Annotated in this window: 19 protein-coding genes; 7 read left to right on the top strand and 12 right to left on the bottom strand. The window is 60.0% G+C overall.

The window, feature by feature from the left end; translation table 11 throughout:
* Positions 1-170: 170 nt before the first annotated feature.
* From mutT to ACQZ60_RS15300, 4 genes are all read right to left on the bottom strand, one after another.
* Entirely contained in the window at positions 171-584 is a 414-nt protein-coding gene (gene mutT / locus ACQZ60_RS15315) for an 8-oxo-dGTP diphosphatase MutT (protein ID WP_448735539.1), read from the bottom strand.
* Positions 581-1,357, bottom strand: coding sequence for a GNAT family N-acetyltransferase (locus ACQZ60_RS15310; protein WP_003522546.1), 777 nt, complete (start codon positions 1,355-1,357; stop codon positions 581-583). Before ACQZ60_RS15310 ends, mutT begins: the two co-directional genes overlap by 4 nt.
* An 18-nt stretch (positions 1,358-1,375) precedes the next feature.
* The gene (gene argJ, locus ACQZ60_RS15305; RefSeq protein ID WP_448735538.1) at positions 1,376-2,617 is read right to left on the bottom strand and encodes a bifunctional glutamate N-acetyltransferase/amino-acid acetyltransferase ArgJ; all 1,242 of its coding nucleotides are present in this window, start codon (positions 2,615-2,617) and stop codon (positions 1,376-1,378) included.
* An 86-nt stretch (positions 2,618-2,703) separates the two neighbouring features.
* Positions 2,704-3,567, bottom strand: coding sequence for a peptidylprolyl isomerase (locus ACQZ60_RS15300; RefSeq protein ID WP_035237262.1), 864 nt, complete (start codon positions 3,565-3,567; stop codon positions 2,704-2,706).
* A 242-nt stretch (positions 3,568-3,809) separates the two neighbouring features.
* Here ACQZ60_RS15300 and secA point away from each other — a divergent pair, with 242 nt between their 5' ends.
* The 5 genes from secA (at position 3,810) to ACQZ60_RS15275 (ending at position 11,593) form a co-directional block, all read left to right on the top strand.
* Positions 3,810-6,527, top strand: coding sequence for a preprotein translocase subunit SecA (gene secA, locus ACQZ60_RS15295; protein WP_448735537.1), 2,718 nt, complete (start codon positions 3,810-3,812; stop codon positions 6,525-6,527).
* Positions 6,528-6,662: 135 nt separating this feature from the next.
* Positions 6,663-7,556 (top strand): DMT family transporter, encoded by an 894-nt coding sequence (locus tag ACQZ60_RS15290; protein WP_448735536.1) that lies wholly within the window; start codon positions 6,663-6,665, stop codon positions 7,554-7,556.
* A gap of 81 nt (positions 7,557-7,637) precedes the next feature.
* Positions 7,638-8,840: a glucans biosynthesis protein MdoC gene (gene mdoC, locus ACQZ60_RS15285; RefSeq protein ID WP_448735535.1), complete on the top strand. Its 1,203-nt coding sequence runs from the start codon at positions 7,638-7,640 to the stop codon at positions 8,838-8,840.
* 57 nt (positions 8,841-8,897) lie between these two features.
* Positions 8,898-10,313 (top strand): Wzx-type polysaccharide biosynthesis protein UppV, encoded by a 1,416-nt coding sequence (uppV, locus tag ACQZ60_RS15280; protein WP_448735534.1) that lies wholly within the window; start codon positions 8,898-8,900, stop codon positions 10,311-10,313.
* An 8-nt stretch (positions 10,314-10,321) separates the two neighbouring features.
* Positions 10,322-11,593 (top strand): GNAT family N-acetyltransferase, encoded by a 1,272-nt coding sequence (locus tag ACQZ60_RS15275; RefSeq protein WP_031234272.1) that lies wholly within the window; start codon positions 10,322-10,324, stop codon positions 11,591-11,593.
* A gap of 54 nt (positions 11,594-11,647) precedes the next feature.
* Here the strand turns inward: ACQZ60_RS15275 and uppQ are convergent, their stop codons facing one another.
* Positions 11,648-12,283, bottom strand: a complete 636-nt coding sequence (uppQ, locus tag ACQZ60_RS15270; protein ID WP_020812124.1) for a polysaccharide biosynthesis GNAT family N-acetyltransferase UppQ — start codon at positions 12,281-12,283, stop codon at positions 11,648-11,650.
* Between the two features lie 508 nt (positions 12,284-12,791).
* On the opposite strand from uppQ, the gene ACQZ60_RS15265 reads away from it, so the two are divergent.
* The gene (locus tag ACQZ60_RS15265; RefSeq protein WP_149622439.1) at positions 12,792-13,370 is read left to right on the top strand and encodes an FCD domain-containing protein; all 579 of its coding nucleotides are present in this window, start codon (positions 12,792-12,794) and stop codon (positions 13,368-13,370) included.
* A gap of 191 nt (positions 13,371-13,561) precedes the next feature.
* On the opposite strand, the gene ACQZ60_RS15260 is transcribed toward ACQZ60_RS15265, so the two are convergent.
* The 7 genes from ACQZ60_RS15260 to ACQZ60_RS15230 all read right to left on the bottom strand — a co-directional run bounded on the left by ACQZ60_RS15260 (position 13,562) and on the right by ACQZ60_RS15230 (position 21,856).
* The gene (locus tag ACQZ60_RS15260; protein ID WP_149622438.1) at positions 13,562-14,644 is read right to left on the bottom strand and encodes an ABC transporter ATP-binding protein; all 1,083 of its coding nucleotides are present in this window, start codon (positions 14,642-14,644) and stop codon (positions 13,562-13,564) included.
* A 10-nt stretch (positions 14,645-14,654) separates the two neighbouring features.
* Positions 14,655-16,610: a glycoside hydrolase family 127 protein gene (locus ACQZ60_RS15255; RefSeq protein ID WP_448735533.1), complete on the bottom strand. Its 1,956-nt coding sequence runs from the start codon at positions 16,608-16,610 to the stop codon at positions 14,655-14,657.
* A gap of 14 nt (positions 16,611-16,624) precedes the next feature.
* The gene (locus ACQZ60_RS15250) at positions 16,625-17,488 is read right to left on the bottom strand and encodes a carbohydrate ABC transporter permease (protein ID WP_149622436.1); all 864 of its coding nucleotides are present in this window, start codon (positions 17,486-17,488) and stop codon (positions 16,625-16,627) included.
* Positions 17,485-18,405 (bottom strand): carbohydrate ABC transporter permease, encoded by a 921-nt coding sequence (locus tag ACQZ60_RS15245; RefSeq protein WP_149622435.1) that lies wholly within the window; start codon positions 18,403-18,405, stop codon positions 17,485-17,487. The genes ACQZ60_RS15250 and ACQZ60_RS15245 overlap by 4 nt, the downstream gene beginning before the upstream one ends.
* A gap of 94 nt (positions 18,406-18,499) precedes the next feature.
* The gene (locus ACQZ60_RS15240; protein ID WP_149622434.1) at positions 18,500-19,735 is read right to left on the bottom strand and encodes an ABC transporter substrate-binding protein; all 1,236 of its coding nucleotides are present in this window, start codon (positions 19,733-19,735) and stop codon (positions 18,500-18,502) included.
* A 49-nt stretch (positions 19,736-19,784) separates the two neighbouring features.
* Entirely contained in the window at positions 19,785-20,804 is a 1,020-nt protein-coding gene (locus tag ACQZ60_RS15235; RefSeq protein ID WP_149622562.1) for a LacI family DNA-binding transcriptional regulator, read from the bottom strand.
* A gap of 137 nt (positions 20,805-20,941) precedes the next feature.
* Positions 20,942-21,856: a LysR family transcriptional regulator gene (locus ACQZ60_RS15230; protein WP_149622561.1), complete on the bottom strand. Its 915-nt coding sequence runs from the start codon at positions 21,854-21,856 to the stop codon at positions 20,942-20,944.
* Between the two features lie 118 nt (positions 21,857-21,974).
* Here ACQZ60_RS15230 and ACQZ60_RS15225 point away from each other — a divergent pair, with 118 nt between their 5' ends.
* Positions 21,975-23,273 carry an MFS transporter gene (locus ACQZ60_RS15225; RefSeq protein ID WP_149622433.1) on the top strand — a complete coding sequence of 433 codons (1,299 nt, stop codon included), beginning with the start codon at positions 21,975-21,977 and terminating at the stop codon, positions 23,271-23,273.
* The last annotated feature ends 15 nt before the right edge of the window (positions 23,274-23,288 follow it).

Genomic DNA, 23,288 nt, shown 5'->3' with positions numbered 1-23,288 from the left:
CAACCTCGTCTCGCGCAGTTTACCGCTTCTTTAGCTTAACAATCTGCCAGAGGGTGCTGAACGATCTCTTAACACAGCCCCGTTTTGGCACGGCAAAGCGCTGCAAACGGGGCATTTTCACGAAGCTGTGACGGGATAATACGCGAGGACCTCGGGAGGGCTTCCCGATTTTATAGCAGATCCTGCAGGAAGGGGATGAGCGGCTCATCGGCCGGCGGCATGGGGTAATCGCGCAGGGCCTGCGGCTTCACCCATTTTATCGCCTGCCCTTCCCGGCCATGCGCAATGCCCTCATAACGGCGGCACACGTAAAGCGGCATCAGGAGGTGAAAGGTCTCATAGGTGTGGCTGGCAAATGTCAGCGGTGCGAGGCAGGCGACCTTGGTTTTGATGCCCAGCTCCTCGTCCAGTTCGCGGACAAGGGTTTCCTCCGGCGTCTCGCCATGCTCCACCTTGCCGCCCGGAAATTCCCACAGGCCCGCAAGCGACTTGCCTTGCGGACGCTGCGCCAGAAGAATGCGGCCATCCTGATCGAGAAGGGCGCTGGCGGCGACCAGCAGGATTTTTTTGCCAGCCTCGCTCATTCGCCGGTTCCCTTGCGCCAGTAGCGATAACGATAGGCCTCGGAGAAGCCGAATTTCTCATAAAGGGCGATGGCAGGCGCATTGGTGGAAACCACCTGCAGCCAGGCGGTTTTTGCGCCGCTTATTCTCGCCCAGCGCAGTGCCGACGACAAAACCTGCGTGCCGAGGCCCTTTTTACGCTGCGACTTTTCGACATCGAGAGAGATAATGCCGGCAAGGTCGTTATCCTGCACGCAGATCACGGTCGCGAGCGGATTGCCTTCCACTTCCTCATTGATGAAGAGGCCGAGCGCCGGCTTGATGGAGCTGACGATTTCCGCAATCGCTGGACGGAGCGCCGGGTCGCTATCGCTGACCTTGATGCTCGCCTCGACAAAACGGCCGATATCGTGGCTCGGCAGGCTGACCAGCGTTTCGGGCAGCTCCATGCCGGAGAGATCGGCCGTCATGACCATCACCTCTTCGAACACGGACCAGCCGTCATTCGCCAGAAAATCCCTGAGCTGCGGCGGCATCAGCGTCGTTTCGCGCACCACCAGCGGTCGGCCGAAATCTTCGAAACGCTTACGCGCTTTTTCCAGCCGCACCGCGCTGTTTCCGTAATCGGACGGGTCCAGCGGCACCACGCAGTTGATGCGTTTGGAGGGGTGCGAACCCGTCAGGCGGATTTGCCAGCTGCCGTCATAAATCACCGACGAGGCAGGCCATGCCCGGAAGCTGACGGCTTCCAGACGGCGAACCAGCGGCAGATTGACGGCTTTATTGTCCTGCATTCTCTTCGGCTCCAACGGTCAGCTCCGATAGTCGCCGTTGATCGCAACATATTCTTTCGTCAGGTCACAGGTCCAGACGGTGGCAGTGCCCTGACCGAGACCGATATCCACCTTCACCGGAATGTCTTCGAGACGCATCACCGCGCTGGTTTCCGCCTCCGAATAATCCGGGTCGCGCTCGCCGTTGACGGCCACGCGCACGCCGCCGAACCAGATGGCGAGGCGGTCGCGGTCGGCCATTTCGCCCGACTTGCCAACGGCCATGACGACGCGGCCCCAATTGGCGTCTTCGCCCGCAACCGCGGTCTTCACCAGCGGCGAATTGGCGATGGAGAGGGCAATCTTCTTGGCGGCGGCATCGTTTTCCGCGCCCGTTACGGTGACTTCCACCATCTTGCGCGCGCCTTCGCCATCGCGAACCACCTGCAGGGCAAGGTCCTTCAGGAGATCGTTCAGCGCGGTGCGGAAGCCGGCAAGGCGCTCGTCATCGGCGCTCGTTACCTTCACCTGGCCGTCTTCAGCGGCAGCACCTGTCGCAAACAGCATCAACGTATCGGAGGTGGAAGTGTCGCTATCGACCGTCACGGAATTGAATGTCGGGCCAACACCGGCAGACAGTAGCGACTGCAGGGCGGCGGGCTCGATATCCGCATCCGTCACCACGAAAGAGAGCATCGTCGCCATGTCGGGCGCAATCATGCCAGCACCCTTGGAAATGCCGTTGATCGCTACGATCACACCGCCGATCTCGGCGGTGCGGGTCGAAACCTTGGGATAGGTGTCGGTCGTCATGATCGCCTTGGCGGCTTCCTGCCAGAAATCAGCTTCCGCCCTGACATTCATGTCGCCGAGAACACCGGCGAATTTCGAGGCATCCAGCGGCTCGCCGATCACGCCTGTCGATGCCAGGAACACCTCGCCTTCAGAACAGCCAACGGCAGCGGCGGCGGATTTCGCCGTCAATTCGGTCGCGGCCTTGCCCTTGACGCCGGTAAAGGCATTGGCATTGCCGGAATTGACCACCACGGCGCGCGCCACGCCGCCGCCGAGATTGGCGCGGCAGAAATCGACCGGGGCGGAAGGGCATTTCGATTTGGTGAAGACGCCGGCGACGCTTGCCGGCTTGTCGAACACCATCAGCAGAACGTCGGTGCGGTTCTTGTACTTGATGCCGGCGGCAGCCGTCGCCATGCGAACGCCGCGCAGCGCAGGCATGTCAGGATAGGATTTCGGAGCGAGCGGGGAAACGGCAACGGACATGGGAAGCGCCTGAAATTCTGGAAAAGGGGTCTGGAATGCCTGGAGATGAAACGGGGCGGCCCATAGCCGCCCCGTAACATTTGTTTTTACTGCTGCGGCTGAGCCTGCTGTTCCTTCGTGGCTTCGTCGTAGCCCTTCTTCAGCGTCTCATCCATGATTTCGATCTTCTGGTCGGCCTTTGCCTTCTCGATGAGGGCAACGTACTTGTCACGCATGACAAGCTGACGAACCTGCGGCTCGACCTGCTCGAAAGCCGGCGGCGGCGCGATACGCTTGTCTTCCAGCTTGATGACGTGGAAGCCGAACTGGGTCTTCACCGGCGCCTTGGTGTAAGCGCCCTTTTCGAGACCGAAAGCGGCTTCTTCGAATTCCGGCACCATACGGCCCTTGCCGAACCAGCCGAGATCGCCGCCGTCATCCTTGTTGGAATCGGTCGACTTTTCCTTGGCGAGCGCGGCGAAATCCTTGCCCGAATCAAGCTGCTTGATGATGTCCTTGGCTTCGTCCTCGCTGGCGACGAGAATGTGCGCGGCCTTGATTTCCTCTTCCTGCGGCAGGGCTGCGACTTCCTTGTCGTAGCGGGCCTTTACTTCGTCAGCGGTAACGGCATCGACGACATGCTTGCGGAAATAGGCGTTGTGCAGCTCACGGTCCTGGATGAATTCCATGCGCTTCTTGAAATCTTCAGTCTTTTCCAGACCTTCGGCGCTGGCGTTCTTCACCAGAAGCTTGACGTCGATCGCGCCGGAAAGGGCTGCAACCTTCTTCTGCTCATCGGGAAGCTGCGCGAGCTGCGGGTCGAGGTTGCTCATGGCGAGGTCTAGTTCGGACTGGTGGATTTCCAGATCGCCGACCTTGGCGACAACCTTGTCTTCCTGTGCGAAAGCCGGAAGCTGGAGGCCGAGCGTGGCCACAATCACCGCAGCCGCAATTTTATTATAGCGCAACATTTTGAACCTTTCGGGGACAATGCCGGCTCCAGACATGGTTTCCGGCTCTGAAAAAACTTCCAAACACCGGATTGTGGCCATTCTGTAACGGGCAGAACCGTTGACATCATTTGCCCCCCCTCTTATCTGTCACGCAACCTCGCGTCCAGATACGTTGAAGGGCGAAGTCCGTCATTTATGCTGAAATCGGCGTGACGGAGAAAAGCGCCCGGCAAAACGGAATTTCAGAAAGGGCCAGTAAGATGGTCAGTCTCGGCGGAATAGCCCGCAAGTTGTTCGGTTCGGCAAATGACCGCCGCGTCCGCTCCTATAAAAGCAAGATCGCAGCCATCAATGCGCTGGAAGAGGCCACCAAGGCGCTCTCCAATGAGGCGCTGGCGGCCAAGACCGCTGAGTTCCGCCAGCAGCTTGCCGATGGCAAGACGCTGGACGACCTGTTGATCCCGGCTTTCGCCGTCGCCCGCGAAGCGTCGCGCCGCGTTCTGCATATGCGCCCCTTCGACGTGCAGCTGACCGGCGGCATGATTCTGCATGGCGGCGCCATCGCCGAAATGAAGACCGGTGAAGGCAAGACGCTGGTGGCGACCCTTGCGGTCTACCTCAACGCCCTTGCCGGCAAGGGCGTGCATGTCGTCACCGTCAACGACTATCTCGCCAAGCGCGACGCGGCCACGATGAGCAGGCTCTATGGCTTCCTCGGCCTGACGACCGGCGTGATCGTCCACGGGCTGGACGACGACCAGCGCCGCGAGGCCTATGCCTGCGACATCACCTACGCCACGAATAACGAACTTGGCTTCGATTATCTGCGCGACAACATGAAATATGACCGCGCCCAGATGGTTCAACGCGGCCACAACTACGCGATCGTCGACGAAGTCGACTCGATCCTGGTCGACGAGGCGCGCACGCCGCTCATCATTTCCGGCCCGCTGGACGACCGTTCCGACCTTTACAACACCATCGACGCCTTCATTCCGCTGCTGACGCCGGAAGATTACGAAATCGACGAAAAGCAGCGCTCGGCCAACTTCTCCGAAGACGGCACCGAGAAGCTCGAGAACCTGCTGCGGCAGGCGGGCCTCCTGAAGGGCGAATCGCTTTACGACGTCGAAAACGTCGCCATCGTTCACCACATCAACAATGCGCTGAAGGCCCACAAGCTCTTCACCCGCGACAAGGACTACATCGTCCGTAACGACGAAATCGTCATCATCGACGAGTTCACCGGCCGCATGATGCCGGGCCGCCGTTATTCCGAAGGTCAGCATCAGGCTCTCGAAGCCAAGGAAAAGGTGCAGATCCAGCCGGAAAACCAGACGCTTTCCTCCGTCACCTTCCAGAATTATTTCCGCATGTACGAAAAGCTGGCCGGCATGACCGGTACGGCTGCGACGGAAGCGGAAGAATTCGGCAACATTTACGGCCTCGACGTCATCGAAGTGCCGACCAACCTGCCGATCCAGCGTATCGACGAGGACGACGAGGTTTACCGCACCGGCGAGGAGAAGTTCCAGGCGATCATCACCGAGATCAAGGCGGCGCATGAACGCGGCCAGCCGGTTCTGGTGGGTACCACGTCTATCGAAAAATCCGAGCTTCTCGCTCATATGCTGCGCCAGTCCGGCTTCTCCGATTTCCAGGTCCTGAACGCCCGTTACCACGAGCAGGAAGCCTATATCGTTTCGCAGGCCGGTGTTCCGGGTGCGGTTACTATCGCCACCAACATGGCCGGCCGCGGTACCGACATCCAGCTCGGCGGCAACGTCGACATGCGGCTTGAGCGCGAGCTCGAAGGCATGGAGCCCGGTCCCGAGCTTGATGCGAAGGAAGAGGCAATCCGCGCCGAGATCAAGGTGCTGAAGGAAAAAGCGCTCGCCGCCGGCGGCCTTTACGTCATCGCCACCGAACGCCACGAAAGCCGACGCATCGACAACCAGCTGCGCGGCCGTTCCGGCCGTCAGGGCGACCCGGGCCGTTCGAAATTCTACCTGTCGCTTCAGGATGACCTGATGCGCATCTTCGGTTCCGAGCGCATGGACAGCATGCTGCAGAAGCTCGGTCTGAAGGAAGGCGAGGCAATCGTCCATCCGTGGATCAACAAGGCGCTGGAGCGCGCCCAGAAGAAGGTCGAAGCCCGCAACTTCGAGACCCGCAAGAACCTTCTGAAATATGACGACGTGCTGAACGACCAGCGCAAGGTGATCTTCGAGCAGCGTCTCGAGCTGATGGAAGCCGACAATATCGGTGAAACCGCAGCCGATATGCGCCATGAAGTGATCGAAACGCTCGTCACCAAGCATATTCCGGAAAATGCCTATGCCGAACAGTGGGATATTGCAGGCCTGAAGGCCGGCATCGCCCAGTTCCTCAACCTCGACCTGCCGGTGGAGGAATGGGCCAAGGAAGAAGGCATCGCCGAGGACGACATTCTTCAGCGTGTCACCGAGGCCGCCGACAAATACGCCGCCGAGCGCGCGGAACGTTTCGGTCCCGAGATCATGACCTATGTGGAACGCTCGGTCATTCTCCAGACGATCGACCATCTGTGGCGCGAACATATCGTCAACCTCGACCATCTCCGCTCGGTCGTCGGTTTCCGCGGTTATGCCCAGCGCGACCCGCTGCAGGAATACAAGGCGGAAGCCTTCGAACTGTTCCAGGCGCTGCTCGCCAATCTGCGCGAGGCCGTTACCGCCCAGCTGATGCGCGTGGAACTGGTGCAGCAGGAACCGCAGCAGCCGGAACTGCCGGAAATGACGGCGCATCATCTCGACCCCAATACGGGCGAAGACGAAATGGCGCAGGGCCAACAGGCCGCACCAGCCGCCTTCGTGCCGGCCGAGGATCGCGATCCGGAAAACCCCGCCACCTGGGGTCGCATCGGCCGCAACGAAATGTGCCCCTGCGGCTCCGGCAAGAAATACAAGCACTGCCACGGCGTTTACGAACAGGCCTGAGGCAGTTGCTGACAGACAAACGAAATCGCCCGCACCTTCGGTTGCGGGCGATTTTCGTTACACTCCTCGATCGCTGTTGACGGATATCGGCAATTTCCAATATGGGAGCCGGATCGTCTTCCGGAAAACGCTTTCATGTCCCCTCGCGACTTTGCCGCTTATGTTTTTCTCGCACTCGCGTGGGGAATGTCGTTCCTGCTGCTTTTGCATGTCGTGGAGGCCTTCGGCTGGATCGGGGCGGTCACGCTCCGCTCGCTGGTCACCGCCATTACCCTGTTTCTGATCGCGATTGCGGCGCGCCGAAAGCTTGCATTTTCCGCGAGCTGGCGCGCCTTTGCAGTCGTCGGCGCAACAACGGTCGCTGGACAGTTGATCGGCCTCTCCTATGCGACGCCGCTGGTCGGCACCGCCATGGCCGCCATATTGGTGGCCACCATCCCGCTTTTTTCCATGCTCATCGCGCAGGTCTGGGGTATCGAGCGTCTGACGCGTCAGGGCATTGCCGGTCTCGTCATCGGTCTTGCCGGCATCGTCCTGCTTGTCGGCTTTCCCGCCGTTCCCGTTACAACCGGTTTCATCATCGGCTGCGCCGCCGCTGTCGCCGCGTGCATCTGCGCGGCCTATGGCAGCAATTTTGCCAGCCGGCACCTGAAGGGCGTGGGTTCCTGGGAAATCACCATAGGCTCATTCCTGACAGGCGGCCTGATGACCCTGCCGCTTCTCTTCGCGGTCCCATTGCCGAGAACGCCCGATCTCATCGATTACGGTTATCTTCTGGTACAGGCGGTGGTCATGAGCGGCCTCACCTACATCACCTATTTCAAGCTTGTCTCCTCGATCGGCGCAACCAGGGCGATCAGCGTGGAATTCGCCGTGACCGTCGTTGCGGTCCTCGTCGGCGCGCTGGTGCTGGATGAGCCGCTTTCGCTTCCCCAGCTTTTCGGCGCCGGCATCATCATTCTGGGCTGTGCGCTGGTCCTCGATCTCATGCCCAGAAAAAAGGCTCCGCCCACCCCCTCCGGGGCGTGAAGGGTTTATTAGCGTTTTCCACCAATAGTCGTGCTGGTCATTGCTGATCACACGGGATCGCGCTTGCGGCGCGAGGGAAAAATGCAACCGGGCAAACCTGACTACGAGCATTACTGGGACCCGCTAAGGGCGCTCCTCATGCTGCTTGGCATTCCCTATCACGCCTCCCTCCTCTACAGCCATGCCCTGCCATGGGACATCAAGGATTTCGACACCAGCCCGTTTCTGAGCGCGCTGGGTGCCGCACTCGTCACCTTCCGTATGCCGGCATTCTTTCTGGTGGCCGGCTATTTTTCCACCATGGTCATCGGCAAAAAGGGCAAGATGCGCTGGCTGAGACAGCGTTTCCTGCGTCTCGGCGTGCCCTTCATCGTCGCGGTCCTTCTGCTCGGGCCATCACAGCTTTTCCTGCTGCAACTGGCCGGCGTCGCCAAAGGCGATATCCCGGCCGACCGGCTGCTTGAGAGCCTGCCCGGCCTGCTGCGCCCGAGCGAACAGTGGATCATGCATCTATGGTTCCTGCCGGCCCTTATCTTCTATTCGATCCTGCTCGCCGGCCTGCTGTTTCTCGCGGAACGTCCGCCAGTAACCTATGTGAGAGATTGGTTCGGCAGCCTGCGGCAGCGGCATACCACCCTGTTTTTCGCAATGCTCTGCCTCATACCTGTTGTGTGGGAATTGATGATCTACGGATCCGGCCTGCTTGCGGCAAAGAGCGGAAGCGGCCTCTTTCTTCTCTATGAACGCGCTTCCGATCCCTATGCGCGTTACCTGCCATTCTTCCTCATCGGCGCGCTGCTGCACCGTGACCGCGCCCTCTTTCACCGCTTTCGCCAGACGGGCCTTCTCACCGGCGTCATCGCGGCGGGCGCCATCGCGACGGCGGTGACCCTGCGCCTGCAACATCCCTTTTCGAATTCGGCCCTTCTGGTGCTGGTGTCGGCAATTGCGGCGGTGGCGGCAAGCCGTCTGTTGATAGACCTCGCCTGCCGATATTTCGACAGGCCGAACCGGCTTGCCAGACGCATGACGGATGCGTCCTTCACCATCTACCTGTTTCACCATCCGCTGATCTACGCCTTCGGAACGCTGTTCATCCTCATTGCGCTGCCGCCGATCCTGGAATTCACCATCATCGTCGTGGCCACCACGGCGGCGGCCTATATGCTGCATCAGGCGATACGCCTCAGCCCGCTCGCCCTTTTCCTGTTCAACGGCATTCGCAAGCCACGCGTGGCGGACGATATTGGCACACAGGCCGGCGCGTCCCAAACCCTTCGTTAAGGATGAAGCGCGTATGATCGGCTCGCCTATTCAACTGGAAATGATGGCGTGTGGATCATGGCTATCCTCAACACGGCGGAAAAAGCCTTACCCGCAGGCCTGCGCGCGAAGCTTTCGCCGCTGGTAGCGAAAGTCGCCGTTGTTCTTTCCGGCGGGGATGAAGTGTCTCGCGCGCAGCGCATGGCGCTGGTTGCGTTTGCGGTGCGTATCGTCAGCGCCGGTATAGCCTTCATTTCCCAGATCATTCTTGCCCGCCTGATGGGCGAATTCGAATATGGCCTGTTCGCCTTCGTCTGGGTTTTGGTGATCCTGTTCGGCAATCTTTCCTGTCTCGGTTTTCACACGACCGTCATCCGCTTTTTACCCGGCTATCGTCTGGAGGATGCCCATGACAAGATCATGGGGCTGACCTCGACGGCGCGTGTCTTCGCCATGTTTTCCGCCAGCGCGCTTGCGATTTTCGGTTTCGTTTTCCTGTATTTCTTCGGCGAGCGCATCGCCTCCTATTATCTCATTCCCGTGTCGCTGGCGCTTTTCACCCTGCCGATGGTGGCGCTGGGCGACGTGCTGAACGGCACCGCGCGCGCCAATGGCTGGGCGGTCTCCGCACTCAGCCCCACCTATATCGTTCGCCCGGTGCTGATCCTGCTGTTCATGCTGGTGGCAATCGGTCTCGGCGCGGAAAAAACCGCAACGACGGCCATGCTGACGGCCCTTCTTGCCACCTATGTCACCACGCTCTTCCATTTCGCCTTCATGAACCGCAGGCTCAACCGGCATTTCCGCAGCACGGTCCGCAGGGTGCATTTCCGCCACTGGATAAGGTTCGCCTTCCCGATGTTCCTGATCGACGGCATCGGTTTTTTGATGACCAATTCCGATGTGGTGATCGTCGGGCTTTATCTGCCGCCGGATCAGGTCGGCATCTATTTTGCCGCGGCAAAGACCATCGTGCTGATGCAATTCGTGTTTTTCTCGGTGCAGGCAGCCGCCGCCCCGCGACTGGCCGCCCTCATGTCGGCCAATGACCGGCAGGGGCTCGCCGGTTTCGCCAGCCAGGCCGCGCGTTGGGCCTTCTGGCCGTCGCTCGCCGTCGGCAGCGTGGTGCTTCTGGCCGGCCCTTTCCTGCTGTCGCTGTTCGGTCCCGGCTTCGTTCAGGGTTATGAGCTGATGTTCTTCCTTTTTGCCGGTTTCCTCGCCAAGGCGCTGATCGGCCCGGGGGAAACATTGCTGAACATGGCCGGCAAACAAAAATTGTGCGTCGTCCTTTATATTATTATCTTCGGTTGCAACATTGCACTCAACATGGCGCTCATTCCGGTCTATGGTCTGGCAGGGGCCGCGGCAGCGGTGGCGATAGCCATGTGCATAGAAGCTGTGCTATTGCATATTGCCATTCGCCGCACACTCGGGATCGTCCTTTTTGCCTTCAACGATCCCCGGGCGGGTCAAAACACTGGGAAGGCGGTGTAACGATAAGCATGTCCAGCGATCCAAAGAATCCGGATTTTCAGGACCCGCGCATCGCGGCACTGATGGCGTCTGCGGAGCGTGACCGCCCCGTGGCCGACAGCAGCCGACGCGTGGGCCGCGATGGCAGGGAATTCTGCATCTATCCGGGTCAGCTCGGTTATGAGATGCAGGAAGAACTCGACTTTCTGTCCAACCGCGTCATGGAGGCGAATGTCTTCTTCACCGGAAGGCTTCTCGCGCCCGCCATGCCGCGCATCGAGGACAAGTCCGTGCGCTTCGCTCTCATTCGCGATGAGAATGGCGCCAGAAGCCGCATGCGCTTCCTGATGCCCTTCACCGTGGAAAAGCCGGGCTTTTCCATCGGTCCCTCCATCATTCGCGTCTGGGCCAATCCATTCGGGCCGCTCGGCACGCCGCTGGTCGACACCGAAGGCGCTGCCGAAACCCTCGACAATCTTTTCGACGCGCTTTCCGACAGCAACATGCGTCTGCCGAATGTTCTGGTTCTGCCGGATGTCCGGCTGGAAGGGCCGTTTGCCCGCATGTTCAAAGCCATCGCGCTCAGCCGCAACCTGCCGGTGACGACGACGGGCAATTATTACCGGCCGATGCTGGAAAGCCTTCTCGATGGCAAGGCGTATCTGCGAAACGCCCTTGCGCCGCACCATTTGCGCGAAATGAACAGGCAGTGGCGTCAGCTCGAAAAACTTGGGCCCCTCTCCTATACCGTTACCCGGCAGCCAGCGGACGTGCGTTACCGCATGGAGGAGTTTCTGGCGCTGGAGGCGAGCGGCTGGAAAGGCCGCAAGCGCACCGCGCTGGTCAACGACCGTTATCGCGCCGCCTTCGCCCGCGAGGCGATCACCAATCTGGCCGAAGCGGATGCGGTGCGTATCCACACCATCGATCTCAATGGCAGCGCCATCGCCTCCATGGTCGTCTTCATCACGGCGGGCGAGGCCTATACGTGGAAGACCGCTTTCGACGAGAGCTATGCGCAATTTTCTCCCGGCAAGCTGCTGGTGCAGAAATTGACCGACTGGCATCTGGATGACGCCAATATTCTGCGCAGCGACAGCTGCGCCGTGCCCGATCATCCGATCATGAGCCGTTTCTGGCAGGAGCGTCAGGAAATGGGCACGCTGGTCGTCGGGCTTGCCCAGAACAGCGACCGGGACGTGCGGCAGGTTTCCACGCAGGTGGACATGTACCGCAACACCCGCAACCTCGCCCGCAGCCTGCGGCAGAAGATCCTGTCTTTCGGACGCAAGGGCAATTGATCCGAAGGGCGCCGGTGGCGCCCTTCGAAGTTTCTGACACGGGCAAAGCCTGCTTCAGCGCGAAGCCGTCCGGATCATCTTGCACAATTGCGTCAGCGCCGCATCGTATCCGCCGCCCAGAATATCGACACAACGGCGGGCGAGCTTGATCTGCTCGGTCCGCGACATATCGTTGTAGGCTTGCAGGGCATTGCGCATCGCGCCGGGAGACACCGTGCCCGAGCCGCCGGGACCGGTGGTGCTGCCGCCGGGATTTCCGGGTGTGCCGGTCGAACCGGAGCCGCCGATACCGACGCCGACGCCGAGACCGACACCGCTCGAGCCGCCCACATTGGCCCCGACATTGGCATTGATGCCATCCGAGCCGCCAACGGAAGCGTTCACACCGGCATTGACGCCGCTGGAACCGCCGACGGATGCATTGACATCCGCATTGACCCCATTGCTGCCGCCGACCGATGCGTTGACATCCGCACCCAGCCCGCCGCCGCTCCTGCCGCCGACATCCGCACTGGCGTTAACGCCACTGCTGCCGCCAACGGAGGCATCGACCCCGAGCCCACCGCTGCCATTGTCGCCAACACTGGCGTTAACCCCATTCTCGCCACCGATCCCGATATCCAGCGCATGGGCGTTGATCGGCAGGATCAGGCAGGCGGACAGTAATAAATTGCGAGAAAAAGCCCTCATAATTTCCTCCCTATGAGTTTGGCCATTCCCGCCCCGCGTGGAAACTCCACGCTGACATCATAATTCAATTAGTAATTGCGTATATTCTAATTTATTAGAGGTCCCTAATATTACCCTAATGCCGCAACTGCAGGTGTCGCGATCCGGCACAGCCACCCTCCGCAACATTTTGATCGGCGGCCCGGCAAAGACGGCAAACCGCGCGCGCAAACACGCGCAATTCAAAAGGATAAGTCAGCTTTGGGGTTGCACGTATGGCCTTGACCATGATAGACGCCGTGGCATTACCACCGTTGCCCCAATGGCGGAATTGGTAGACGCGCCGCACTCAAAAAGAGGTTTGTCTACCCTATCCACAGAAATTTATCCGCCAATTTACGTCATATTTTCAGTAGCTTACTAATGAGGCTCAAAGTCGCCTGATGAACGCGAAATGCGGCTAGGTACAGGATAGGAGCGGAACGGAAGCGAAAAGACGGCGTTATTTGACGGCAAGCGGCAACGTAACTTGAACTGGTGCGACCCTTCACGATCAGCCAAGCTCTTCCCGCCTAGAAAGTCGCTATTGACCCTCCCGTCGCCTGCCTCCCTTGAATGCCGTCAGAGCTTTTGTCGCAAACGTCTCGGGGCGACGATATTCTATCCCAATGTCAAATTCGTTGGCGGCAAATTTCAGTTCCGCGAACTACTGGAATCGGAAGGTCTTCGTCGGCTTGCCGAAGGCCTTTCTCCGGCCTGGATCAACGATATGCCGCAGGCGCATGCCGATATCATCGAGCTTGTCAGAGGGTTCGGGCAGTCCTCGGATTTGGTTGCGCCGGTTCGCGAACTCCAGGAACTCTTTCATGGCAGCTTCGTGGCGGCTTTCGACAACGAGCAAATTACCGCCTATTATCAACGACTTAGTCAGAAGATGTATCTTCTCAGACTCCTCAACCGCGACGCCGTCAACACCGTCAACACGATACGGTCAACGGAGGAACATGTGGACGTCGTCGTGGCGCTGAAAGATCGGGACGTATATCGCGCCATCGAGGCGCTCCACCGCCATTTGAAGAACGTCCTCCACCGTCTTTTGACCCGTTGACCTTACAGACTTGCTTTGAGCATTTGAAAAGCCAGATCCGGCACCTACGGACGAAAATAAACTGTCGAGACACTCCGACGGGCGCTATGCTTTCGAGCGGGCCTTTGCGAACCTGCGCCGCCGTGCAACATCGAGGTCGAATCGAATGCTGTTGTTGCCCCGGCGAGCAGCTCATCGTCGCGTTTTTACCGTTACCTCACGCGGCGGCCCTTGTCGTCGAAGACGAAGCTACGCGCGGCGGGATAAGCGATCCTTATTCGCTCCCCGTTGGTGGGCTGCAGGTCGCCTTGGCTTTCGATGGTAATGCTCTGCCCTCCCGCCAAGCGGCAGTAGATATAGTAGGTGCCGCCGAGATACTCAGTGAACTCCACCACAGCTGGAATGCTCTTTTCGGCGTCTTCCGAGATCAGCATGTGTTCGGGCCGGATGCCGAGGGTCACAGGGGCCTGTTCTGCAAGACCGACATGAAGTGATGGCAACGGCAGAAGCGCCTCGCCTATGCGAATGCCGCCTTGCGCACACTGCCCTTCCAGCAGGTTCATGCGGGGCGAGCCGATGAATCCGGCTACGAACGTATTGGCCGGGTCCTCGTAGACCTGCCGCGGCGTGCCAACCTGCTCGATCCGGCCGTCCCGCAGGATGACGATCCGGTCGGCAAGCGTCATGGCTTCCGTCTGGTCATGCGTCACATAGATCATCGTATTGTTCAGGTTTCGGTGCAGCCGGGCAATTTCGATCCGCATCGAGACGCGCAGCTCCGCGTCCAGATTCGACAGGGGTTCGTCGAACAGAAAGACGTCAGGCTTGCGCACGATGGCCCTGCCGATCGCCACGCGCTGCCGCTGCCCGCCGGAAAGCTGACCCGGCCGCCGGCCCAGAAGATGCTCGATCTTGAGAATTGCGGAAGCCTGCGCGACTCGAGCCTGGATTTCCGCCGCATCGGTCCGCGACATCTTAAGGCCAAATGCGAGATTGTCCCGCACGCTCATGTGTGGATAAAGCGCATAGGACTGGAAAACCATGGCGATGCCGCGGTCCGAAGGATCGAGATCCGTGACGTCCCGCCCCTTGATGGCGATTTCGCCGTCGGTCACCTCTTCCAGCCCGGCGATCATGCGAAGCAGCGTGGATTTCCCGCATCCGGAAGGCCCGACGAAGACGACAAACTCGCCCTCGCCGATTGTCAGATCGACACCGTGAATGACATCGAGACTGCCGTAGCTTTTGCGCACCGCCGTCAGCGTCAGGCTCGTGGCCCGTGCATCGTTCGTCATTGGGGCCACCTCATTTCATCGCCCGCAGCCAGACGAGCATGCTGCCCGGCGCGCGGTTGTCCCAGAGATGATAGGGTACAAGGCGCAGCGAGACAGGTTTGCGCTCGGCCGGCGCCGTGCGATAGAGTGCATCGCCCCATCCGGAAGCGTCTTCCCGCTCGACGGCGAGATCGACGGCGACCGCGCCGTCGAGGTCCGCCAGCATCTCGGTCTTCTCCTGCGATAGTTTGGCCGGCACGAAGAAGGTGTTCAGATCGCCGCCATTGTCGACTTCTTCGGCGCAATAGACTAACGGCCCGCGCATCAACGCAACGCGGCCGGCATCCTGTCTGATCTTGGGATTGGCGTATTGCGGCCGCAGCGACAGCGGCAGGAAAAGAGCCACCCTGTCACCGTCGGCCCATTCGCGTTCGATACGGGCATAGCCGTCGACGGTGACGGCACGCAGATCCAGCATGTCCCCGTTGATGCTGAGTGTCGCCCCCTCGGCCCATGCCGGAATGCGCAACGAAAGCGCAAAATGCGCCGGCGCGGCAAGCGCTGCGTTGAACGCGATGCTGCCCTCCCAGGGATAGTTGGTGGCCTGCTTCAGCGTCAGTTCTGCACTGTTGGCGAGCGTGCAGCGCAAGGTGCTTTCGCCATAAAGATGCACGGCGACCTCATCATCGGCTACCGCGTACATGTAGGAACCGACCGAGGCCAGGAGGCGGGCGATATTCGGCGGGCAGCAGGGGCAGTGATGCCACTTCCACCGGTGATGCCCGCCCGTCGTTTCCAGCGGGTTCTCGTAGAAAAACGTTTTGCCGTCAATGGAAAGGCCCGACATGGCGCCGTTGTAGAGCGCCTGCTCCATGATATCCGCATAACGCCGGTTCGGGCCGCGTCCAAGCATCCGGCTCGCCCAGAAAACAAGCCCGACAGACGCGCAGGTCTCCGCATAGGCCGTGTCATTCGGCAAATCGTAGTAGTCGGTGAAACCTTCGTTAGCCGCAGCCGGACCGATCCCGCCCGTGATGTACATCTGCTTGGCGGTGAGGTCCTCCCAAAGCGCGTCGAGTGCCGTGCTCAGCGTATCGTCGTTATACTCGGTGGCGATGTCAGCCATACCGGAATAGAGATACATGGCCCGCACCGCGTGCCCAACGACTTTCCGCTGCTCGCGCACCGGCACATGGGATTGGTTGTATTCATAGGTTCCGAAGATGAAGTTCTTCGGATCACGTTCGTCTTTGCGCGCCTCGATATCAAAGTAATGCGGCTGGGTGCCGCGCTCGTCGATGAAGAACTTCGAGAGGCCGAGATATTTCCTTTCTCCCGTAACGCGCGCAAGCTTGACAAGCGCGAGTTCGATTTCCTCGTGGCCGCAATAGCCGGCGATCTGGCCCTCGCCGCGCCCGAACACAGCGATCATGTGGTCGGCATAGCGGCACATGATGTCGAGCAGCTTTCGCTTTCCTGTCGCCTGGAAGTAGGCAACAGCCCCCTCCATCAGATGACCCGCGCAATACAGTTCATGCGTATCGCGCAGGTTCGTCCATTCCCGGCCGGGGACGATACGCTGATACCACGAATTGAGATAGCCGTCCGGCCGCTGAAGCTTTTCGTAAAGATCGATGATGGCATCGACCCGCGCCTCAAGCTCGGGATTGGGCTTGCGATAAAGCGAATAGGCGGCGGTCTCGATCGACTTGCCGAAATCGCTGTCCCAGAACATCTGTGTGGATACCCGCGCCTTGCTCTCGGTGGCCGGCATGGTCGGGCTCATGCTATGGTAAGGAATGACGACACCGGGGGCCGGCTGGTCGATATCGATCTGACGAAGCATGCCCGCTTCAATGCAGCGATCCAGAAGCGTGGCGGCGGTGGATTGACATATTGCGTCCTGTTTCTGGCCAAAGAGGCCTCCCACCTCGACATCCGGGACGGCGACAGGGCGGAACTGGCGAGTTTTGGGGGTATTGTTCATGGGCTTACTCTCTTTCATTTCACGGCCCCGGCCATCAGGCCGCGCATGTAGTAGCGTTGCAGGAGAAGGAAGACGAAAAGGCAGGGCACGACCATGACGGTGACGCCGGCCTGGACGGCTCCCCAGTTGATCGCGCCGAGCCGCCCGGCACGAACTGCCGTCATCAGGACCGGCAACGTATAGTTCTCGTTGCTGGAGAGCAGTACGAGTGCGGCCAAGAACTCGTTCCACGCATTGAGAAAGGCAAAGATGGAGACCGTCGCGATGCCGGGCATCGCAAGCGGCGTCAGGACGCGCAAAAGCAGCTTCAAATCCCGTGCTCCATCAATACGGGCAGCCTCTTCGATTTCCTTAGGCACTGCATCGAAGGCGTTACGCATCATAAAGACGGAAAAGGGCAGTTGCAGCGTCACGTAGATCAGCATCAGCCCGAACAGCGAATTGTTGAGGCCGAGTTTCGCCAGAATGATGAAGAGCGGAGTGAGGATCGATTGGAACGGGATCATCAGCGTGGTGATGATCAGCACGAAGAGCGCGTTCTTCAACGGGAAGCGGCAGCGCGAGAAACCGTAGCCGGCAAGCACACTGACCACCACGGTCAGGACAACGGTGCCCAGCGACACGACAAGCGAATTGAGTGTGTGCTGCCAAACGCCGGAGCCAAACCCGTCCAGCGTCCGGTACGCATCGATGCTGATGCCGTTGATCGGCCACGGCGGTAGCGGCGGCTGCCCGTTTTCACTGTTCGACCGGAACGAGGCGAGGAAACTGACAAGGAACGGCGCAAGGAAGAAGAATACCGTTCCGATACCGACGCCGTGATAGGCGATGCGGCTCAAGAACACCTTGCGGGCTCGAATATTCCGACGGGTCTTCATGGACGGTCGTCTCCCACTTTGAGCAGCCGGAGTTGTGCGATGCTGATGGCGACAAGAATGGCCAGAAGCGCGATGGACAGCGCTGCGCCATAGCCAAGATTGAAGGATACGAAGGACTGGTTGAAGATGTAGTAGACCACTGAAATCATCCGGTTCTGCGGCCCACCGGACGTCATGATGTAGAACTGGTCGAAGGCAAGGATCGAGCCGGTGATCGACAGGATCAGCGCCAGCGCCAGTGTGCGGCGCATCAGCGGAAGCGTCAGATGACGGAAGCGCTGCCAGCGGCGGGCACCATCGATGCGCGCGGCCTCCGTCAGTTCGGCCGGAATCGCCTGAAGTCCGGTCAGAAGAATGATCATGGTGAAGCCCGCGACCTTCCAGACCACCATGATGATGACGGTGAGGAAGGCCATGTCAAAAGTCGCGAGCAGGTTCACCCGGCTGGACGTTAGGCCGAGCGCTTGGAGCAAGGGCGCAAAAAGCCCGCTGTCGACATTGGCGAGCCACACCCATAGCAGCGACGCCGAGGCAAGGCCGACGACGACAGGCAGGAAGATGATGGTGCGATAGATTGAAACGAACCGTCTCTGCTTCTCCACGAAGAAGGCGAGAGGAAAGGCGATTGCGAAAATGGCGATCGTGACCACCACCGTGTAGTGGGCAGTGAAGCCGAGGGCGGTGAAGAAGCGCGCATCCGTCAGCATGCGGGCGTAGTTTCCGAGCCCGATCCAGCGGGGCGCGCCGAGCAGGGGCCAGCGGTGAAAGCTCATCCAGAGCGTGAACAGCACGGGGATCACAAAGAACAACGTGACCAGGGCCATAGCCGGCGCAATGTAGATAAGGCCCGACAGGTCTGATCTGCTTCGCTTGCGCAGCGCACGGGGCGGCCGGGATGGGACGTGGGGCGTCGTCATGGTACGTTCGCTTTCGATTGGCTGGAGCAAGGAGGAGCCTTTCTGCTCCTCCTGCGGTTTGGGCGGGAGAGTGGTCCGTTCCGCTCGGCGCTACTTATTGTGCCGCGTCGATGATCGATTGCATGTCCGACTGCGCGTCGGCGAAGGCGCCGTCGACATCATCACCGTAGATCGCGGCGTTGGTGAAAGTCGCCCAGGGGCCGTTCGCCGAATTGATGAGGTCGTTAAACTGCAGCGTATAGGGCGTCTTGGCGACCGATACCGCCTTCATGGCGACGCCGAGGCGGGGATCGAGGCCGGCAAGCACCTCGTCGGCAATATCCGAACGCGTCGGCAGGCTGCCGAACTTCGCCATGATCTTCTGGCCGTCGACAGAATAGATGTACTCCAGGAAGGCCTTGACGTTACCGATCCGTCTGGTGCCCTTGGTCGCGACGAAATTATCGCCGCCGGCGAAGGAGGAGGGATTGCCATCGACACTCGGAATCAGAGTCACTCCGAAATCGATCTCGGGATGTTGCGTGACCAGCGTCCCGATTGCGAAGGCGCCAAGACTCTGCTGGCCGATCTTGCCATTGGTGATCGACAGGAAATTAACACCGTTGTCGCTCGCCGAACCCGCCGGAACCGTGTCCTTAGCGATCAGGTTCCGGTAGACGTCGATTGCCTTGCGCATCTGAGGCGTGTCGAGGGTCGCCGTCTTGCCGTCTGCCGACAGGATGTCGGCGCCTGCACCCCATACGAGCGGCGTGAAGGTGAAGATCATGCATCCGCCGCAGCCGCCACCGGAGAAGTAGAAGCCGTAGGTGTCGCCGCCCAGCACACGGATTTTCTCCGCATTGGCGGTGATCTCTTCCCAGGTTGCCGGCGCCTTTTCCGGATCCAGTCCGGCCTTCCTATAGAGTTCTTTGTTCCAGGCGAAGATCGAGGTCTCCACCGACAGGGGCAAACCATAGATCCTGCCCTCATAGGTGCCGAGCTTCACATGGGCCGGCGAGAGCGAATTGAAATAGGGCAGCGACTTCGCCCAGTCCGTCATGTCCTCGAGCTGATCAGCCGCGGCAAAGGCCGGCGTGTAGATTAAGTCGAGGGAGAGCGCGTCAGGCGCTTGTCCGCCCGCAATTGCGGTGGCGTATTTCTGAACCAGCTCGGCAAAAGGCACTTCGGTCAGTTCGACCCTGTCGCCACCCTTGGCGTTATACGCCTTGACTACCTCCTTGAAGGAATCGCCGATGCCCGAGCGAACCCACATAGAGACAGTTTCCGCTGACGCGGACGACAGCATCGCAGCCGAAAACAGGCATGTCGCGGCCAATAATTTTCTGAGCATGACTTTCCTCCATATCGCGGAGCGTCATCGACTACTCCGTCTCCTCACTTCAATCAGGCGGCCTGCCTCCACAGGATTGCCTCACGACAAGCCGGCACGGCAGTTTGCGCAGCCCCGGCTCGATATACTTGCCTTCGGCAAGCGCCAGCACGGTCCGGCCCGCCTCTTTGCCCAGTTCTTTCAGGTTCATGTCCACCGAGGTCAGCGGCGGGCGCGCCTGGGCGGCCATAATCTCCCAGTTGTCGAAGCCGACGACGGCGACGTCCTCCGGCACCCGGATCCCTCGCTCGCGCAGTGCGTCGATTACGCCGCGCGCGATCTGGTCGTTGCCGCAGACGATGCCATCAGGCCTTTCTCCTGCCTGCGACCAGAGGCGGCCGACGGCCTCATGCCCCCAACTCTCCGCCCAGATGCCGCTGAGCACTTCCGCCCCCTCACCCGCGCTGGCGCGAAAGGCACAGGCGCGCTCGCGGACCGAAGCGAAGCTTTCCGGCCCGGTGACATGCACCAGCCGCCGCCGACCGAGGCCGAGCAGCCAATCGGTGGCAAGACCTGCCCCATGCCCATCGTCCGACGTTAGCGTCACGCTATCCGGCGCGCCTTCGGTGAACGCGTAGACGACTGGAACAGGAAGCCCGGTAAGATCGACCGGAAGTGATCGGTCGATGCGTTTTCCCGTGGCGATGATGCCGTCCACCTGCTTGTCCATCATGGCGTTCACGTGGATTTTTCCCAGGGCCGGATCATCCTCGATCGCACAGAGGAAGACCGAGACGCCTTGATCCACCAACGCTTCGGACACGCCCGCCATCACTGGCAGGGTGAAGCGGCCATAGGTATCATTCGTCAGGAGGCCGATGGTGAAGGAGCGGTTAAAGAGCAGGCCCCGCGCCAGGGCATTGGGGCGGAAACCGACACTCTCCGCCACCTGCTTTATTCGGGCACGCGTCGCAGCCGCCATCCGACCATTGTCATTCAGCGCCTTGGAGACGGTGGAAACGCTGACGCCGGCGGCACGAGCAACATCGTGGATCGTGATACGTCCTGCTCTGGTGCGTTGGTTGCTCAGTCCCACCTCCTCTTCGATAGGAGGTGAGAAAACCTTTTCGCAAGGCGAATGTCAATATGAGAAAAGCTTTTCTCAGAAAAATCGATGATGATATTGAATTTGAAAAAGTTCGTTCGTCCGAGTAGTGACAGACGACGTCACGATAGGGCAGCGTATCGATCGGCGTAGCGGTCGAGCAGATCCAGCACCGCGTCCCTTGCCTGGTGGCGCACTGCCTTAACCCACGCGACGGCCAACGGCAGCGTTTTCAACGGGCGACCGTCAAGCGATCTCAAGGGAATGTAACGGACGCCGGAAACAGTAAGCTTAGAGGTCCAGCGCGGCACTACCGCGCATCCTATGCCGGCGGCCACCAAGTTGATGATCGTCTGCTTCTCATCGGCCACTTGGGCGATACGCGGATGAATTCCGGCCTGTGCGAAGATGTCGAGTGTCAGGTCGTAGCTGTGGGGCCGGGACCGGCGCTCCGGAACGATGAGCGGCTCGTCCAGCAGATCCGCAACCGTGACCTCCGACAGGTCCGCCAACATGTGGCTTTCCGGCACGGCCACCACGGGCGTTTCCTCCAGGAGCAACCTCACGCCCAGATTGCGGCTCATCCCTTCCCTGGGACGAATGAAGATGAGGTCTAGGCGGCCGGCCAACAGCTTGGGAATAAGCCGGATTGATTTGTCCTCGACAAGTTGCGTCACAAGGTCCGGCTTTTCCTCTCTGAGATCATGAAGCACTTGAGGAACAAGGCCGGCCGCCGCGCTGTCTATGGCGCCAATCCGGAGAACAGTGCTTGGTCGATGCCTTTCGGCCCTGAACCGCTGCTCCAGCTCGTCAAGGCGGCCGAGAATGGGACGCACTTCTTCCAGAAGAACGATCCCGTCCTCCGTCAGCGAAACATTTCGCGTGGTTCTCTCCAGCAAAGGTGCCCCCAGCGCCTCTTCCAGCAGTTTGACGTGCCTGCCCAAAGATGCGGGCAGAAGACCCACCTTCTGCGCAGCCCGTCCAAAATGCAGTTCTTCCGCGACCGCCACGAAACATTTCAGTTGCTCAAGCTCCACCCTGATCTCCATTATTTCATTTTTTTATATAATTGTATGAGGATGTGATCCGATGCAAGCCCCAGCTATTGTTTTGTAGTGACGCAGGAGGCGTCAGAATTTTTGGGAGGAGCTCGCTATGACCAGCGAACTGGAAACGCGCGTCTTGCGCAAGATTACGTGGCGCATCGTGCCATTCATAATGGTCCTGTATCTCATCGCCTTCATCGATCGCGTGAATATCGGTTTCGCATCGCTGACGATGAACCAGGACCTCGGGTTTTCATCGACTGTCTTTGGCGTCGGCGCCGGCATTTTCTTTCTTGGCTATTTTCTCTTCGAAGTGCCTTCAAACCTGATCCTGAACAAGGTTGGCGCGCGCATCTGGATTGCGCGGGTGATGATCACCTGGGGCATCGTCTCCGGCGCCATGGCGCTTGTGCAGGGTACGACAAGCTTCTACACGCTTCGTTTTCTTCTGGGCGTTGCTGAAGCAGGTTTCTTCCCGGGTATCATCCTTTATCTGAGCTACTGGTTCCCGGCGCGCAGGCGTGCCGCCGTAACGGCGATGTTCATGGCAGCCGCCCCGCTTGCGACAGCGATAGGCTCGCCGATTTCCGGTGCGTTGCTGGAGATGCACGGCATCTGGGGCCTCGCAGGCTGGCAGTGGATGTTCATCATCGAGGCTATCCCTGCTCTGATCCTTGGCGTCGTGGTTTTGTTCTATCTGACTGATCGTCCGGAAAAGGCCAACTGGCTCTCCGCCGACGAGCGCGCCTGGCTGGTGAAGACTATGGAGCAGGAGCAGGCTGGCAAGCCCAAGGCGAGCCACAGCGTCTGGGCAGGCTTGGCAGACCTGCGGGTACTGGCGCTGTCGCTGGTGTATTTTGGCACGTCCGCTGGCCTGTACACGCTCGGCATCTGGGCACCGCAAATCATCAAGGGATTTGGACTTTCCTCCTTCCAGGTCGGTCTTATCAATGCCGTCCCGGCTGTCTTCGCGGTCATCGGCATGATCCTTTGGGCTCGCCACTCCGACAAGACCGGCGAGCGCACCTGGCACGTTGTCGGCGCTTGCCTACTCGCTGCTGCCGGACTTGCCCTGGCGACCGGCGCAACGACTGTTTTCGCGGTATTGGCTGCCCTGACGCTCGTCAACATCGGCATCAGCGCCTCAAAACCACCACTTTGGAGCATGCCGACCCTTTTCCTGTCGGGACCGGCCGCTGCTGCGGGCATTGCGACGATCAACTCGATCGGCAACCTTGGGGGCTTCGTCGGCCCGTCCATGATCGGCTGGATCAAGGATATGACCGGAAGCTTCGCCGGGGGTCTCTATTTCGTCGCCGCATTGCTTATCGTTTCGGCCGTCGTCACCCTGCTACTTGCGCGCGGTGCTTCGCGTCAGACCGGGCGAACTGCTTCCATCCAACACTGATACGATTATTGGAGA

It is taken from the genome of Agrobacterium sp. 22-223-1, from assembly GCF_053522385.1.
The sequence above is the reverse complement of the archived record's forward strand: the minus strand, read 5'-3'. Positions and strand labels throughout refer to the sequence as shown.

Excerpts from the sequence above, each read along its gene's own strand:
- ACQZ60_RS15240 (WP_149622434.1), bottom strand. The coding sequence starts at position 19,735 with ATGCTCAGAAAATTATTGGCCGCGACATGCCTGTTTTCGGCTGCGATG.
- ACQZ60_RS15260 (WP_149622438.1), bottom strand. The coding sequence starts at position 14,644 with ATGACGAACGATGCACGGGCCACGAGCCTGACGCTGACGGCGGTGCGC.
- ACQZ60_RS15255 (WP_448735533.1), bottom strand. The coding sequence starts at position 16,610 with ATGAACAATACCCCCAAAACTCGCCAGTTCCGCCCTGTCGCCGTCCCG.
- ACQZ60_RS15225 (WP_149622433.1), top strand. The coding sequence starts at position 21,975 with ATGACCAGCGAACTGGAAACGCGCGTCTTGCGCAAGATTACGTGGCGC.
- ACQZ60_RS15275 (WP_031234272.1), top strand. The coding sequence starts at position 10,322 with ATGTCCAGCGATCCAAAGAATCCGGATTTTCAGGACCCGCGCATCGCG.
- ACQZ60_RS15250 (WP_149622436.1), bottom strand. The coding sequence starts at position 17,488 with ATGAAGACCCGTCGGAATATTCGAGCCCGCAAGGTGTTCTTGAGCCGC.
- ACQZ60_RS15300 (WP_035237262.1), bottom strand. The coding sequence starts at position 3,567 with ATGTTGCGCTATAATAAAATTGCGGCTGCGGTGATTGTGGCCACGCTC.
- ACQZ60_RS15245 (WP_149622435.1), bottom strand. The coding sequence starts at position 18,405 with ATGACGACGCCCCACGTCCCATCCCGGCCGCCCCGTGCGCTGCGCAAG.
- secA (WP_448735537.1), top strand. The coding sequence starts at position 3,810 with ATGGTCAGTCTCGGCGGAATAGCCCGCAAGTTGTTCGGTTCGGCAAAT.
- uppQ (WP_020812124.1), bottom strand. The coding sequence starts at position 12,283 with ATGAGGGCTTTTTCTCGCAATTTATTACTGTCCGCCTGCCTGATCCTG.
- argJ (WP_448735538.1), bottom strand. The coding sequence starts at position 2,617 with ATGTCCGTTGCCGTTTCCCCGCTCGCTCCGAAATCCTATCCTGACATG.
- mdoC (WP_448735535.1), top strand. The coding sequence starts at position 7,638 with ATGCAACCGGGCAAACCTGACTACGAGCATTACTGGGACCCGCTAAGG.
- uppV (WP_448735534.1), top strand. The coding sequence starts at position 8,898 with ATGGCTATCCTCAACACGGCGGAAAAAGCCTTACCCGCAGGCCTGCGC.
- ACQZ60_RS15310 (WP_003522546.1), bottom strand. The coding sequence starts at position 1,357 with ATGCAGGACAATAAAGCCGTCAATCTGCCGCTGGTTCGCCGTCTGGAA.
- mutT (WP_448735539.1), bottom strand. The coding sequence starts at position 584 with ATGAGCGAGGCTGGCAAAAAAATCCTGCTGGTCGCCGCCAGCGCCCTT.
- ACQZ60_RS15290 (WP_448735536.1), top strand. The coding sequence starts at position 6,663 with ATGTCCCCTCGCGACTTTGCCGCTTATGTTTTTCTCGCACTCGCGTGG.